Source organism: Rhodococcus sp. KBS0724, assembly GCF_005938745.2.
In the GTDB taxonomy this organism is placed as follows: Bacteria; Actinomycetota; Actinomycetes; order Mycobacteriales; family Mycobacteriaceae; genus Rhodococcus_F.
In genome coordinates this window covers 3,879,351-3,892,210 of the sequence record NZ_VCBX02000001.1, presented here as the reverse complement: position 1 = coordinate 3,892,210, position 12,860 = coordinate 3,879,351, and the positions used below count along the sequence as shown (strand labels likewise).

16 protein-coding genes and 1 pseudogene are annotated in these 12,860 nt (G+C 60.9%); 8 read left to right on the top strand and 9 right to left on the bottom strand.

Annotation, left to right across the window (positions count from 1 at the left end; translation table 11 throughout):
* Positions 1–105 precede the first annotated feature (105 nt).
* Positions 106–1,506 carry a diguanylate cyclase gene (locus FFI94_RS17825; RefSeq protein ID WP_138869006.1) on the top strand — a complete coding sequence of 467 codons (1,401 nt, stop codon included), beginning with the start codon at positions 106–108 and terminating at the stop codon, positions 1,504–1,506.
* On the opposite strand, the gene FFI94_RS17820 is transcribed toward FFI94_RS17825, so the two are convergent.
* The 4 genes from FFI94_RS17820 to FFI94_RS34290 all read right to left on the bottom strand — a co-directional run bounded on the left by FFI94_RS17820 (position 1,489) and on the right by FFI94_RS34290 (position 4,550).
* Positions 1,489–2,769, bottom strand: coding sequence for an acyl-CoA dehydrogenase family protein (locus FFI94_RS17820; protein ID WP_138869005.1), 1,281 nt, complete (start codon positions 2,767–2,769; stop codon positions 1,489–1,491). The two genes, FFI94_RS17825 and FFI94_RS17820, sit on opposite strands and share 18 nt — an antisense overlap.
* A complete protein-coding gene (locus FFI94_RS17815; protein ID WP_138869004.1) occupies positions 2,766–3,905 on the bottom strand; it encodes an acyl-CoA dehydrogenase family protein in 1,140 nt (379 codons plus the stop codon). The genes FFI94_RS17820 and FFI94_RS17815 overlap by 4 nt, the downstream gene beginning before the upstream one ends.
* Before the next feature lie 89 nt (positions 3,906–3,994).
* Positions 3,995–4,438, bottom strand: coding sequence for a tail fiber domain-containing protein (locus tag FFI94_RS17810; protein ID WP_260684184.1), 444 nt, complete (start codon positions 4,436–4,438; stop codon positions 3,995–3,997).
* On the bottom strand, positions 4,422–4,550 hold the full coding sequence (locus tag FFI94_RS34290; protein ID WP_260684183.1) for a hypothetical protein: 129 nt from the start codon (positions 4,548–4,550) through the stop codon (positions 4,422–4,424). The genes FFI94_RS17810 and FFI94_RS34290 overlap by 17 nt, the downstream gene beginning before the upstream one ends.
* 299 nt (positions 4,551–4,849) lie before the next feature.
* Between FFI94_RS34290 and FFI94_RS33740 the strand changes: the two genes are divergently transcribed.
* A complete protein-coding gene (locus FFI94_RS33740; protein ID WP_165826276.1) occupies positions 4,850–5,008 on the top strand; it encodes a hypothetical protein in 159 nt (52 codons plus the stop codon).
* Between the two features lie 20 nt (positions 5,009–5,028).
* Here the strand turns inward: FFI94_RS33740 and FFI94_RS17805 are convergent, their stop codons facing one another.
* The 3 genes and pseudogenes from FFI94_RS17805 to FFI94_RS17795 all read right to left on the bottom strand — a co-directional run bounded on the left by FFI94_RS17805 (position 5,029) and on the right by FFI94_RS17795 (position 6,469).
* Entirely contained in the window at positions 5,029–5,409 is a 381-nt protein-coding gene (locus tag FFI94_RS17805; protein ID WP_138869003.1) for a VOC family protein, read from the bottom strand.
* Positions 5,406–5,817, bottom strand: a pseudogene (locus FFI94_RS17800) (VOC family protein). The gene FFI94_RS17805 and the pseudogene FFI94_RS17800 overlap by 4 nt, the downstream one beginning before the upstream one ends.
* A 91-nt stretch (positions 5,818–5,908) precedes the next feature.
* Positions 5,909–6,469 (bottom strand): helix-turn-helix domain-containing protein, encoded by a 561-nt coding sequence (locus tag FFI94_RS17795; protein ID WP_138869002.1) that lies wholly within the window; start codon positions 6,467–6,469, stop codon positions 5,909–5,911.
* 64 nt (positions 6,470–6,533) lie between these two features.
* On the opposite strand from FFI94_RS17795, the gene FFI94_RS17790 reads away from it, so the two are divergent.
* Together FFI94_RS17790 and FFI94_RS17785 are read left to right on the top strand one after the other, a co-directional pair.
* Entirely contained in the window at positions 6,534–7,211 is a 678-nt protein-coding gene (locus FFI94_RS17790; protein ID WP_221937756.1) for an AzlC family ABC transporter permease, read from the top strand.
* Positions 7,208–7,528, top strand: coding sequence for an AzlD domain-containing protein (locus FFI94_RS17785; protein WP_138869001.1), 321 nt, complete (start codon positions 7,208–7,210; stop codon positions 7,526–7,528). The genes FFI94_RS17790 and FFI94_RS17785 overlap by 4 nt, the downstream gene beginning before the upstream one ends.
* Here the strand turns inward: FFI94_RS17785 and FFI94_RS17780 are convergent.
* Positions 7,514–8,152: a TetR/AcrR family transcriptional regulator C-terminal domain-containing protein gene (locus FFI94_RS17780; protein WP_138869000.1), complete on the bottom strand. Its 639-nt coding sequence runs from the start codon at positions 8,150–8,152 to the stop codon at positions 7,514–7,516. The genes FFI94_RS17785 and FFI94_RS17780 overlap by 15 nt on opposite strands.
* 140 nt (positions 8,153–8,292) lie before the next feature.
* On the opposite strand from FFI94_RS17780, the gene bioB reads away from it, so the two are divergent.
* Positions 8,293–9,321, top strand: coding sequence for a biotin synthase BioB (bioB, locus tag FFI94_RS17775; RefSeq protein WP_138868999.1), 1,029 nt, complete (start codon positions 8,293–8,295; stop codon positions 9,319–9,321).
* Positions 9,318–9,542: a hypothetical protein gene (locus tag FFI94_RS17770; RefSeq protein WP_138868998.1), complete on the top strand. Its 225-nt coding sequence runs from the start codon at positions 9,318–9,320 to the stop codon at positions 9,540–9,542. Before bioB ends, FFI94_RS17770 begins: the two co-directional genes overlap by 4 nt.
* Before the next feature lie 15 nt (positions 9,543–9,557).
* Here FFI94_RS17770 and FFI94_RS17765 read toward each other — a convergent pair whose 3' ends face one another.
* Positions 9,558–10,724, bottom strand: a complete 1,167-nt coding sequence (locus FFI94_RS17765) for a TDT family transporter (RefSeq protein ID WP_260684181.1) — start codon at positions 10,722–10,724, stop codon at positions 9,558–9,560.
* A 124-nt stretch (positions 10,725–10,848) separates the two neighbouring features.
* On the opposite strand from FFI94_RS17765, the gene FFI94_RS17760 reads away from it, so the two are divergent.
* Together FFI94_RS17760 and FFI94_RS17755 are read left to right on the top strand one after the other, a co-directional pair.
* Positions 10,849–11,418: a DUF2567 domain-containing protein gene (locus FFI94_RS17760; protein ID WP_138868997.1), complete on the top strand. Its 570-nt coding sequence runs from the start codon at positions 10,849–10,851 to the stop codon at positions 11,416–11,418.
* 50 nt (positions 11,419–11,468) lie between these two features.
* A complete protein-coding gene (locus FFI94_RS17755; RefSeq protein WP_397495457.1) occupies positions 11,469–12,842 on the top strand; it encodes a DUF2252 domain-containing protein in 1,374 nt (457 codons plus the stop codon).
* The last annotated feature ends 18 nt before the right edge of the window (positions 12,843–12,860 follow it).

Below are 12,860 nucleotides of genomic sequence, written 5' to 3'. Positions count from 1 at the left end.
CTACGAAAGGGATAATTAGCGCAATTCGCCTGTTCTCTAGGCGGGGATTTTGTGTAGGAGGTTCGATCGCCTGTCACGACTGATCCAAGGAGACCAGGTGTGTAGTTGTTTGCGGTAGAAAAGTCGACGTCAACTGCGGCGCTGCGACACAGCCTGCTGATCGGTGTCATTGTTTTTGTGGCGTGCCTGGTCGGGATTCTCAGTAGGCTTCCCGGGACCCTCGCCGTGTTCTGGCCGACAAATGCGTTGCTACTCGGCCTGCTTGTTCGTGCCCCACGTTTGGCAACTGTTCCCATGTGGGTGTGTGCGGTAGGCGGTTATCTTGCCGCCGATCTTGTCACCGGCGCTTCGTTCGAGTCAGCTCTGTGGCTCGGCGCCAGCAACATGATCGGCGTTGTGGGAGGGTTCTACGCCTTTCGATGGGTCGGAATGGAAGACCGGCAGCTTTCGAGTATCCGGTCGGTGGTTTACCTCGTATCCATGACCATGGTTGCTGCGGCGATTACAGGATGCGTCGGCGGCGCCGCGAACGTGGTCCTGTTCGGCGGCACGTGGTCGGCAGGTTGGATTCTCTGGTTCTCGGGCAACCTCGTCAACTACATGACAATTGTTCCGCTGGTACTGACCTTCCCGTCACTTCGACAGGAGGACCGAGACCCTGAGGCCTCGGCCAGGATCCTTGGCCTGTCCGTGATTCCGGCAGTGTTGTTAGGAGTCTGCATTCTGCTCGAATGGGTCATTGGTGGTGCCGGGGCAATTGCGTTTGCTATGCCTGCACTTGTCACGGCGGCACTACTGACCAATGTCTTCGTCACGTCACTGATGACAGCCATTTCGACCGTATGTACGTTGGTCTTGACCGCCGACGGGCATCTGGGAACCGCTGTCGAAGGGTTGTCCGCTGTCAGTGCTTCCGTGCGGATCGGCTTGGCGCTGTTGGCAACCGCACCGATCGCGGTTGCCTGCGTGATCTATGAACGTCGACGCGCTCTCGATGCTCTGACCGAAGCTGTGATGCTCGACGATCTGACTGGAGCGCTTCGCCGCGACGAATTCATGCGCAAAAGTACCGATGCCATCGAATCCCTCCAGTCTGGCCTGCCGGTGAGCGTCCTGATGATGGACCTTGACCACTTCAAGAAGGTCAACGACACTTTGGGCCATCGGACCGGGGACACCGTCCTTGTTGCCTTTGCAGATCAAGTGCGGCGCCATCTTGATCACACTGCACTGTTTGCACGCCTGGGCGGTGAGGAGTTCGTCGTGCTGTTGATCGACACGGATCTCGACGAGGCAACGCGAACAGCAGAAATAATTCGCGAGGCGCAGCAGGAGCAATCGATGACAACGCTCGGAGAACTCGGTCCGACTGTCAGTATCGGTGTGGCGTGTTCGCCAAACGGTGACGCCGACGTGGCCGGCATGATCGATTGCGCCGACGAAGCGCTGTATCTGGCAAAGAAGTTCGACCGCAACTGCACCGTGTCTCTAACTGCCAGAAGTTGATCGGCTCTTCGGGATGTCCCGGAAGGCGATGTTCTGCTCGTGCGTGCGTTCACGCGGCATACCGAGGACTCGCTCGCTGATGGCGTTGCGAGCCATTTCGGTGGTCCCGCCGGCGATGCACCATACCTGTTGACCGAGATAGTCCGTGGCGCAGTCGCCGACTGTACCGTCGTCGTCGTCCCATGCGGCCCCGGCAGGTCCGGTGAACTCGTAGATGATCGTCACCAACCGGGTAGACATCAGACCGGCCATTAATCGGGCGATACTCGCGGCCTGATCTGACATGACGCCGGTGGTGATGCCCTGGACAACTCGATGCTGTAACGCGTTGTTGGCCAGCTCCAGCATCCGTGCCTCACCGATGAGATCACGGCTGACGGGGTCGTTCAATCGTCCCGCATCGCGCGCGACGGCAAGCAGTTCCGGCATCTTGGTTCCTCGTTGTGTGCTGCCCGCGGCCATGGTCGCGTACGGGGAATTCGACAGCATTCGTTCGTGGAACATCCAGCGTGTGCCGACGGTCCAGCCGTCGTTGATTTCGCCGATTCGGTCACTGTCCGGAACCCTGACGTCGGTCATGAACTCTTGACAGAATTCGCGCGAGCCACTGAGCAACTCGATGCGGTTCACTTCCATGCCGACGCAATCGAGCGGCACCATGAACACGGTCAGGCCGCGATGCTTGGGTACGTCCCAGTTTGTTCTGGCCAGGCACAGAGCCCAATCGGACCACCATGCACCGGTAGTCCAGATCTTCGATCCGTTCAGAACCCAGTCGTCGCCGTCTCGAACAGCGGAAGTGACCGCACCGGCAACGTCGGAGCCGCCACTCGGCTCGGAGAGCATTTGCATCCAGATCTCCTCGCCCTTCAAGATGGCGGGGATGTGGCGCTGCTTCTGTTCTTCGGTGCCGAATTCGAGAAGCACTGCGGCGCACGGCACAAATGTCGGAGATTGCAATCGTTCGGCGTATGCGTAACCGGCGAGTTCCTCGTTCAATGCCCGCTGGTGAGCGCGAGTGAGGCCCTGCCCGCCGTACTCCCGGGGAAAGCAGATCCCGGCAAGGCCTGCGTCGAACAGTCGTCGCTGAAGTGCACGTTGCTCCGCGACGTAGGCGAGTTCGTCTTCGTCGGGTCCCTCGGCACGCATGACGCCGATGTTCGCCTTCGGGTCGGTGGGGCCGAGATTGTCGCGGATCCAGTCGCGGGCACGAGTGCGGAAGTGCTCTACCGATTCCATGTCCACGACAGTCTGGGTGCTCATCGGATGCTCTCCTGACGTATGGCGATGGCGGCGATCAATTGACGGTGCTCGGCGGGAGTGCCGTAGCTGGACCGGTTCGCCGCGGCTCGCCGCATGAACAGGTGCAGGTCGTGTTCGAATGTCACACCGATTCCGCCGTGGATCTGTACACAATCCTGAAGTAGCTCGCCGCCCCGATCACCGATGTATGCGTGTGCGGCGCTGGTGAGTTCAGCGGAGTCCGGGCTGTCGGCCGCAACTGCGGCGGCCGCGGCGTCGGCAAGACCGTGGCTGGCTTCGAGCCAGGTCTTCATATCGGCGAAGCGGTGTTTGAGTTCTTGGTACGAGGCCAGTGGGCGTCCGAACGAGTATCGGTCGAAGGCCCACGCGACGGTGAGGTCGAAGGCGGCGTGCATGGCGCCGACGGACTCGGCGCAACTGAGCACGATCGCGAGTTGTCGTGAACGCTCGATGTCACGTGCTGCATCCGCTGCGTCGCCGATCATGGAACTCCGGGGGAGCCGCACGTTGTCGAACGTCACCTCGGCGTAGCGCCGTGTCAGATCGATTGATCGCAAAGGTTTTACGTGCACGCCCGCTGTGTTGACGGGCATCAGGACTTGCGCGCCGGAATCGCCGCTCTGGCCGGTTACCAGGAGGATATCTGCGGTCTGGGCAGCTTCGACCGGGCGTTTGACGCCGGATACCACTACGTCGTTGCCCTCGACGCGAATCTCCAGTGGTGGGCTGCTCACGAGGCTGTTCGCTTGCGGCTCCGTGAAACACCATGCTGCGGTGGAAGTTCCGGACAGGAGCTGAGCAAGTACTTGGTCTGTGCCCTCGCTGGAGTAGTTGCTCAGAAGTGCGGCGACGACGTTGGTCGGGGTGAGTGGGCCAGGTGCAGCGGTGCGGCCGAACTCATACGCGACAAGGGTGAGGTCGACGAGTCCGCGTTCGCTGATCGTTCCGCCGCCGTGTGCTTCGTCCACGAGCAGACTGGTCCAACCGAGTTCTGCGCCGCGACGCCAGTACTCGGCGTCGTATCCCGCTGGGTTGTCGCGCAGGAGTCGCAGAGTTGAACTTGGCACCTGGCTGCTCAGGAATCGGGCTGTGGTGTCGCGGAAGAAGTCTTGGTCGGGAGTTGTCTCCAACAGCATGTTCGCCCTCTCGGCCTGCGGTCACTATCAAGAGTATGAAACTCTCTAAATGGAGAATAGCATTTCCTCAGGAGGAGACGGCGATTTCGTTATTGATTGTTATTCGAACCCTTCTTCTCTGTTGGCGGCGCTGAGACCGCTGCGGCGCCGGCCGTGGCGCGGGCTAGTTCGGCTTCCAGCGCAGCTATGCGTTTCTGCAGCGCTTGGATGCTTGCCATGCACACTCCGTTGGCGTCGACGGCGTCGATGTGCCGGTCATTCGCGCCCAGTCCGAATGCCGCTGCGAAGTCTTGCGCCATCGGCCCGAGGTGACGGACGGATTCGTGATCGAAACCGTAAGTCCAGGTGCTGATCTGAAGCCGGCAGAGTCGGTCCAGTACCTCTTGTGTGCTTGTAGGTTCGGGTGCCGCGGCAGTGACGCCGCGTCTGTGCCCGAGGTGTGAGCCAACCCATCGCACGGGGTGGCGGATGCTGGCCCGAGCACGGGTTCGTGCGCGAGCGTCGGCGACCGTGGTGTCACGTGGTGAGATCACGTCTGTCTGTCTTGATCGTTGCGTCGCTGAGCAGGATTCCGATCCCCGCTCCGAGTACGGCGATCCCGATCCCGATCGCGGCTCCGCCGAGACCGAGTGCAATTCCCAACATGATTCCTCCCTGGCTTCCTTTGCCGATCCGATCGACATGATCCGATCGACATAGTCCGATCGACATGGGATTTCGCGAATCGTGGGGCCGCGATCCGTGTTTGTTTCTCCCGCTGTGCGATCACTTTCCACGCTCCTCCGGAGAGGGCTCGATGACAACCCGTGGATACCGTTTTTTCCGGTAGTTGGATGGCGTGCAAGACTGGTGTACGAACCGCTGAGTCATCCGTTCCGGATAGGTGTTGTTTACTACGGCAATAGGGTGAAAATCGCGGCGGGTGAAAATCACAAGGGTGGCACATGTACGAATCGAATTTGTTTTCCGACTCCAGCGCGACGGAGTCGGCCGAGATCGAAAAAACGGCAGAGGAATTGGCGTCCGAACGCACCGCTTCGGTGGCGGAACGTTCCAATGCCGACACCGCTGAACAGCGCCAGTCGCAACTGTTCAGCGGGTAGTTGTTCGATGTGAAGACGCGTCAGGATTCTTTCAGGACGGAGATCACGTTGCCGGCCGGGTCGGTGAACCAGGCGATGTCGGGTCCGTTGCCTCGCATGATGCCGTTCTCCTCCTGAGGGAATCCGTCGTATTTGACGAACTCCACACCGCGGCCGGTCAGTTCGTCGACCGCACTGTCGATATCGTCCACGAGGAAATTCAGGATCGTGTACGACGCAGGCTCATGAGTCGGCTTGGGGTAGACGAGTATTTCGGTCCCACCTGCCAGGTGTAGGCGGATAATTCCCATTTCCTCGTCGGTGACCTTCAGTCCAAGGGTTTCACCGTAGAATTTTTTCGCTGCTTCGATGTCGTCGACAGAAAATCCGCTGATTGCTTTGGTGCTTCCTAGTGCGCTCATTTCTTGTCCTCGCTCATAGTCGACTCCATCTCCGCGCGGGCCACCTCACTGAACTCGATGATCTGAATGTAGTTGCCATCGGGGTCGATCGCGGTGGCAAACCAACTTCCGTCACGGTCTTCGAGCGGGGCGAACCAGGCTCCTCCGAGTGCATCGATCCGCTCCGCAATTGCGCGTGCATCGTCTGTTTCGATATTGAGGAACATCCGGCCGGGTTCTGTGTTGGTGTCGCCGATGTCGTCGCGTTTGTCGATCATCATGTAGAAGCCGTTGAAGTCGAGGACGTCGTAGCCGGGTTCTCCGGGTGTGCGGTCGACTTTCGGTGCGAATGCTTGCGCGTACCAAGTCGCGCAGGCGATCTGGGTTGGTACTGGAGAGCAAAATGCTCCCGATGCTGGATCCGGACATGCTTCCTCCTGCTGGTAGCCGTACGGGCGAGTCGAGAAGGACTGCCTAGATTTATAGACTTCCCACTTCCGCAAAAGTCATCGCACGACACTCAGATATGTTCGGACACCAGGATTGCGGTTGTGCCCGGTTCGAGCGCGCGGAATATATGTTCTTCGTCGCCGGGGTACGAGAGGTAGTCACCAGAGCCCAGTTCGACAGGGTCAGCAGTCGGTCCGACTTCGGCTCGACCATGTCCGATGACAACGTGTTCGGTCGTTCCGCGTGCGTGCGGCGTGGAGATGCGCGGTTCACCCGGCTCGGCGACTATCCGGTAGAGGTCGCGGCGGGCATTCGGAGGGCTGGGAGCCAGAAGTGTTGCAATGTACGACGCGGTTGCCGACGCAATTGCCGGCCCGTCACCGGCGCGAATCAGCTGGACGGGTTGTGACGGGGCGTCGACGAGTTGCGAGAACGGAACGCCCAGCGCGTTTCCGAGAGCCCACAACGTTTCCAGGCTGGGGTTTCCCAGACCGGATTCGAGTTGGGAGAGTGTCGATTTGGCGATGTCGGCTCGTCGTGCGACTTCGGAGATGCTCAGTCCCGCCCGGTTGCGCTCCCGCTTGAGCGCTTTCGCAACCAGTTGCTGTGGTGTGCTGTCGCCATTCACCATCGTTCGATACTCCGATCGTTCGTTCGCCTTGACGAACGGTGTCAATTCGTTCAACATAGAATACATGCGTTCTATATGGCGAACACTTGATCGGGACACCGTCCGGGTGTCCGTGTTGATCTGCGCGTCTGTGGCAGTAGTGGGAGTGTCCTATGGCGTGAGCGCTGGATCCGCCGGGTTCTCGCTCTGGCAGCTACTTGCGCTGGCGATCCTGGTGCTCGGGGCGTCGTCGGAGTTTCTCTTTATCGGGATTATCGCTGCCGGTGGGAGTCCTCTCACGGCGATTCTTGCCGGGTTGCTGATCAATTCACGGAATTTTGCGTACGGATTATCGGTCGGCTCAATCCTTGGTCAGGGCTGGCGACGAATGCTGGGTGCGCATCTGGTCAATGACGAATCCGTGGCGATTGCCACTGCTCCGTCAACTCTCGTGGGAAAGCGAGCCGCTTTCTGGCTGTGCGGAATCGGTATCGCGATCTGCTGGCCACTCGGCGCCTTGGCGGGCGGAATCCTCGGCTCGGTGATCCAGGATCCGGCGACGCTCGGACTGGACGCGGCGTTTCCGGTCGTGATCGTCGCTTTGGTGCTGCCGGCGTTGAAGGAGAAGATCACGTTGATTGCAGCGTGCGTCGGCGCCGGTGTGGCGGTGGGCACTTCGACCTTCTTGCCGCCGGGGACAGCCCCACTGGTGGCCTTACTGGGCATGGTTGCTGTCCTCCCGTTTCGGGAGAAGGCTAGGTGAGCACGCTGGGCGTGAGTGTTGCGATCGTTGTATTTGCCTGTGGCACTTACGCGTTACGGGTCAGTGGAGTCCTGCTACGGGCTCGGGTTGCGCTGTCTGCGGTTGCGCTCGCATCTCTCGACCGCGCCGTCGTATGTCTCCTGGTTGCCGTTGCGCTCACGTCGACGCTATTCGACGGCAACGATTTTGGTGGGCTCGCACGCGTCATCGGCGTGAGCGTCGGCGCTATTGCGGCGTGGTTCAAAGCGCCACTGGTTGCCGTGGTTCTCGTAGCGGCGGGCGTAACCGCACTGTTGCGACTGTCAGGAATTGCGTAGCGCAGCGTGCGGGTTCGCCAATCGTGCGCGTATTCCGTCGATGAACAGGTCGAGGCCGAACTGGAAACGGACGGTGGGATCGCCCGCGAGGAGATCGTCGTCGGATCCGCCGCCGATGATCTCCGGGGCATCGGGGGAGATGGGCGCCCTGGTCAGGGCGCCGAATTCTTCCATTTGGGCGCGAGACTGTTCGTCGACGGTATGCCCGAGGACGTAGTACAGAACTGCGTAGGCTGCGAGTTCGGCGTGTTCGCGCGACAGTCCTGAGGTGAGACCGGCCGTCACGAAGTTCTCACGCACCGCACTTGTCGTCATCCGTGATGCGAAGGTGGCACTCACCAACTCCGCGCCATCGCGGTGTGCGAGCAGCGCGGCCCGAAGTCTGTGTGCCAGTTCGGAATAGGATTCTTCCCAGCTGTCGGCATCGATCGGGGCGTCGACACCCTCGAGGATTTTGTCGACCACTGCGCCGAGCAAAGTCTGCTTGTTCGGGAAATGCCAGTACAGGGCGCCAGGTTGAACGCCGAGGGACGTGGCAAGTCTGCGCATCGTGAGGTCGGCCAAGCCGAATTCGTCAAGGATCGCCATAGCGCCGTCCAGAACGTCTCCGCGTCTCAACTGCACGTGTTTGCCCCTAGTTTTCTGTGGATGTAACTGTCGGCCTCATCAGAGCTTGCCTTTGACAGTATTCCACCTCGTCTCTAACGTGAACACCGTTCAACTTGTACGGTGTTCAATTTTCCAGTCTTGAAGGAGACGTCCCGGTGACTCCGACCTCGGTAAGCACGGCCCCCGCTACGATCGACATCCTCGACCACGCCCGCGAGCAGGTTCTCGAACGCGGCGAAGGCCTGAGCGAAAGCCAGGTGCTCGACGTGCTTCGACTGGGCGACGAACGCCTAGAGGACCTGCTGGCTCTCGCCCACGATGTGCGTATGAAATGGTGTGGACCGGAAGTCGAGGTCGAAGGCATCATCAGCCTCAAGACCGGCGGGTGCCCCGAGGACTGCCATTTCTGCTCGCAGTCGGGGCTTTTCCAATCTCCCGTACGGGCGGCGTGGCTCGATATCCCCAGCCTCGTCGAAGCTGCGAAGCAGACCGCAAAATCGGGCGCGACGGAGTTCTGCATCGTTGCCGCCGTCCGTGGCCCAGACGCGAAGTTGTTGGCCCAGGTCGCGGCCGGAATCGAAGCGATCCGCAATGAGGTCGACATCCAGATCGCCTGCTCGCTCGGCATGCTGACGCAAGAGCAGGTTGATCAACTCGCCGCGATGGGCGTCCACCGCTACAACCACAACCTGGAAACGTCGAAGTCGCATTTCCCGAACGTGGTCACCACACACACGTGGGACGAGCGGTGGAACACGCTGCGCATGGTTCGCGAAGCCGGCATGGAAGTGTGCTGCGGCGGAATTCTGGGAATGGGCGAGACGCTGGAGCAGCGAGCGGAATTTGCCGCGAACCTTGCTGAACTCGAACCGGACGAGGTTCCGCTCAACTTCCTCAATCCTCGTCCAGGTACGCCCTTCGGCGACCTCGAGGTGCTGCCCGCGAGCGAGGCTCTGAAGTCGGTGGCGGCATTCCGCCTCGCGTTGCCGCGCACTATCCTGCGGTTTGCCGGTGGGCGTGAGATCACCCTTGGAGATCTTGGCGCCAAGCAGGGCATTCTCGGCGGCATCAATGCCGTGATTGTCGGCAACTACCTCACGACGCTCGGCCGTCCGGCCGAAAGTGATCTTGATTTGCTCATCGATCTGCAGATGCCGATCAAAGCCCTCAACGACACGCTGTGACCGAGTCCGCCACGAACGAGCGGTACAACCCGTACACCGGGCGTCGACTTGTCGGGGGTGTCGAAGATCTGACGCCGGCCGCTGCGTCGTTGGGACTCGAACCACCCCGGTTCTGCGAGCATTGCGGTCGACGAATGATCGTGCAGATCAGTCCTGACGGTTGGTGGGCACAATGCTCACGTCACGGGGTGGTCGACTCGATCGACGCAAAGCTTCGGTAGCGGTTATCGTCGCACTCACATCGGAGGCGTTGTCACCGGCGGGAATTTGTGTGCTTTGATCGCCCCGGTGGTCGGAGGCGGCAGGAACAGATTTCCGCGAAGGCTGCCGCGGGCAGTTCGGACTGCCACCAGGCACCACGTGGCCAACAGTCCGATGTACGCGATAGCAGCGGCGTATCGGAAGGCCGGCAATTCAGTATGAATGGCCAATTGTGTTGTGCCGGTGACAAAAGTTCCGACAGGAAAAGTCAAACTCCACCACGTCAGGGCAAACGGCATTCCCTGCCGTGCGGTCCGGACTGTGAGCGCTGTGGCCAATCCGATCCACAACACCGCGAATCCCCAGACGGGAACTCCGAACAAGATCGCGAAGATTCCCATGCCGGAAGCCAATTGAGGTGAAACGGCAAGATGCGCATTTGTTCCGAGGACGCCGACTGCGGTGATGGACTGGCCCAGCGGACCCAGGACGATCCACAGAGTCGGCACGCGGGCGGTTCCGGACGTACCGAAGTGCGCGAGGCGACTCCAGACCATCGTGATGATGATGAACGACGCGAACAACGAGAGGCCGAACATGGCATAACAGCCGTAGAGCATTGTTGTGCGTCCGATGCCTGGCGGCATGTGAGGGATGAGCAGCGCGCCGGTGGCCGCGGAGACCATGGGCGGTACGACTGGCATCAGCCACCCGCCGAAGGCCGCATCCGCTTCGACCTTGTATTGGGTGAACATGAGGTACGGGATGGTCATGGCGGTGAACAGTCCACCGACCGTTCCCACCGTCCACAGCGATGCGTCGAGCACCACTGCGGCGCGTTCCCCGATGAGCGTGTGTCCGATGAGCAGCGCTCCGGCTCCCACCGTAAGGAATGCCATCGGCGCAGCGCCGTAGAAATGTGCCATCTGCGGGTTGTGGGCGTGGCTGCGAGCCACCGTCGGATGGCGTACCCAGTGCGCCAGCACAGCGACCACGAGTACCACGAGCAAGATCGAGGCGAGCGCCCACATCGCCAGTGCAAACACGTGTTGGCCCCGAACTTGAACAGGGAGTGTTGTGGCTGCGATCGCTACAATTCCGGTGCCCATGACGGACGCGAACCAATTGGGCCCGAGATTGCCGAGAATCTGTCCAGGCGATTGCAGAGACGAGAGCAACCACGGCTGGTGCGCTGCAACCACGATTGCTCCTCGCTCGCGACGCAAATAACGGCGGACCCTGGTCCGTCAGGTCAGCGTAGCGGTGAACGCCATGGTTCCGGAGAGATTCTCGGCTCCGGGATGAGGGAAGGTAGCGTCACACAGTGTGATTTCTCTTCGGCGGACTCGACTACGCACTGCACTTCTCATCGGTTGCTCGAGCGCGGCGGTCAGCGCACTGGTCGGAGTGCTGTGGGCATTCCTGGCACCGGCCGAGCACCTGTTGGTTGTCTCCGAGGGCCGCGGAATTGCGCTGACCGGGGAGAGTCTTCATCAGTTCGATGCGGTTGCGATCTTTGTTCTTCTTGCCGTGATTCTCGGTGTTCTCACGGGCGTCGCGGCGTGGCTCGCGAGACTCAGTCGAGGCCCGTATGCGCTCGGCGGGTTGATCGTAGGTTCGGCGCTCGGTACTGCACTGATGGCAGCGGTGGGTACCGGCGTCGCGAAGCTGCGTTTTCCGGCCGTCGACAATCCGGCAGTGGGGGAGATCATCGCCCGGGCGCCCGGGATCGGCACGTTGCTGGTGTTGATCGTTCAGCCGTTGGCGGCGTGCATCATGACCTTGATCCTCGTGGCACTGAGTCCGTACGACGACCTCGGGGTGGCTGATCATGCGGATGACGCAGAGGCCGAGGCGGATGCTCTGTCGGAACCCACGACACAGGAATTATCCTGAGGATTGTTCTAGCGGACGCCTAATTGTCCGTTTTCGTTCATACTCAGCGCGTGCATGTATTCGAAGCTGATATCGCCCGCCCGCGCGCCACGGTAACCACCCCCGAGGTGCTGCTGCGTGGTAAGTCTGCCCGCAAGGTTGTGACCCGTTCACAATTAGCAGAGTGGAACCACGCTGAGCGGGGCCACGATTCGCTGGCAACAATACTGGCGCAGAACACGATTCGGGCTCAGGATTTGCTACCGATTCGGCATGGCCGGATGGCGGCATCGCCGTGGACGTACTTCCGGGGCGCGGCCGCGGTCATGGCAGCGGATCTCGGATCGGCGCCGAACACCGGCATCGGGGTGCAGTTGTGCGGAGATGCCCACGTGCTGAACTTCGGGCTCTGGGCGACCCCGGAACGCAACTTGTCCTTCGATCTTCGTGATTTCGACGAAACTCTTCCAGGGCCGTTCGAGTGGGATGTCAAAAGGCTTGCGGCAAGTATTTTTGTCCTCGCCCGTGAGAACGGAGTGACCGAGGACCGCGCAGCTGCGGCGACGGTGGCAGCGATGCGGGCCTACCGGGACAAGATCGAGTCCTATGCTGCAACCCCCGAAATCGACATCTGGTACGACTGCATCGACGTCGACCGTCTGCTGGGCTACTTCACGCCGGACACTGCCATGCGCGCCGGGAAGATGATCGAGACCAAAGCCCAGCGCCGAACCAGCAGGGGCGCATCGCGCAAGCTCACGGAGATGGTCGACGGGCGCAGACGCATCCGTGAGGAGCCACCGTTCCGCACGCACGTCGGTGACAATCAGGTCGAACTTGTCACCGAAGTCGTGGCCGGTTACAGCACATCGGTGCCGGACCATATTTGGAGCTTGCTCTCGCGTTACCGGGCATCGGACGTGGTGCGGCAAGTGGTGGGGGTCGGGAGCGTCGGGATGCGTGTCTATCTTGCGCTTCTCGAAGAGCGTCGGACCGGCGATCCGTTTTTCCTTCAGATCAAACAGGCCGGGCCGTCGGTGTACGAGACATACGCCGAACCGAGTAGGTACTCCAACTACGGTGAGCGAGTTGTCCAGGGACAACGCATGCTTCAGAGTGCGACTGACATGTTCGTCGGTTGGACCACTGTTGACGGCATGGATTTCTACGTCCGACAATTCCGCGACATGAAGGTCATTCCGGACGGCGCCACCATCGGGCCGTACCTCGCCGAATTCGCAAGTGCGTGTGGGGAAGTGCTGGCCCGCGCGCACGCGCGGAGCGGCGACGCGAGCGCGATTTCCGACTATCTCGGTCAGTCGGACAAAGCCGTGCTGGCGTTGGCGAAGTTCGCGCGCCGGTACGCCGATCAGAACGAACGCGATCACGCACAGTTGGTTGCGGCGATTGCCGGTGGAACGGTGCAGGCTGCTCCCGGTTGGTGACGGTGAACCGTGGATCTC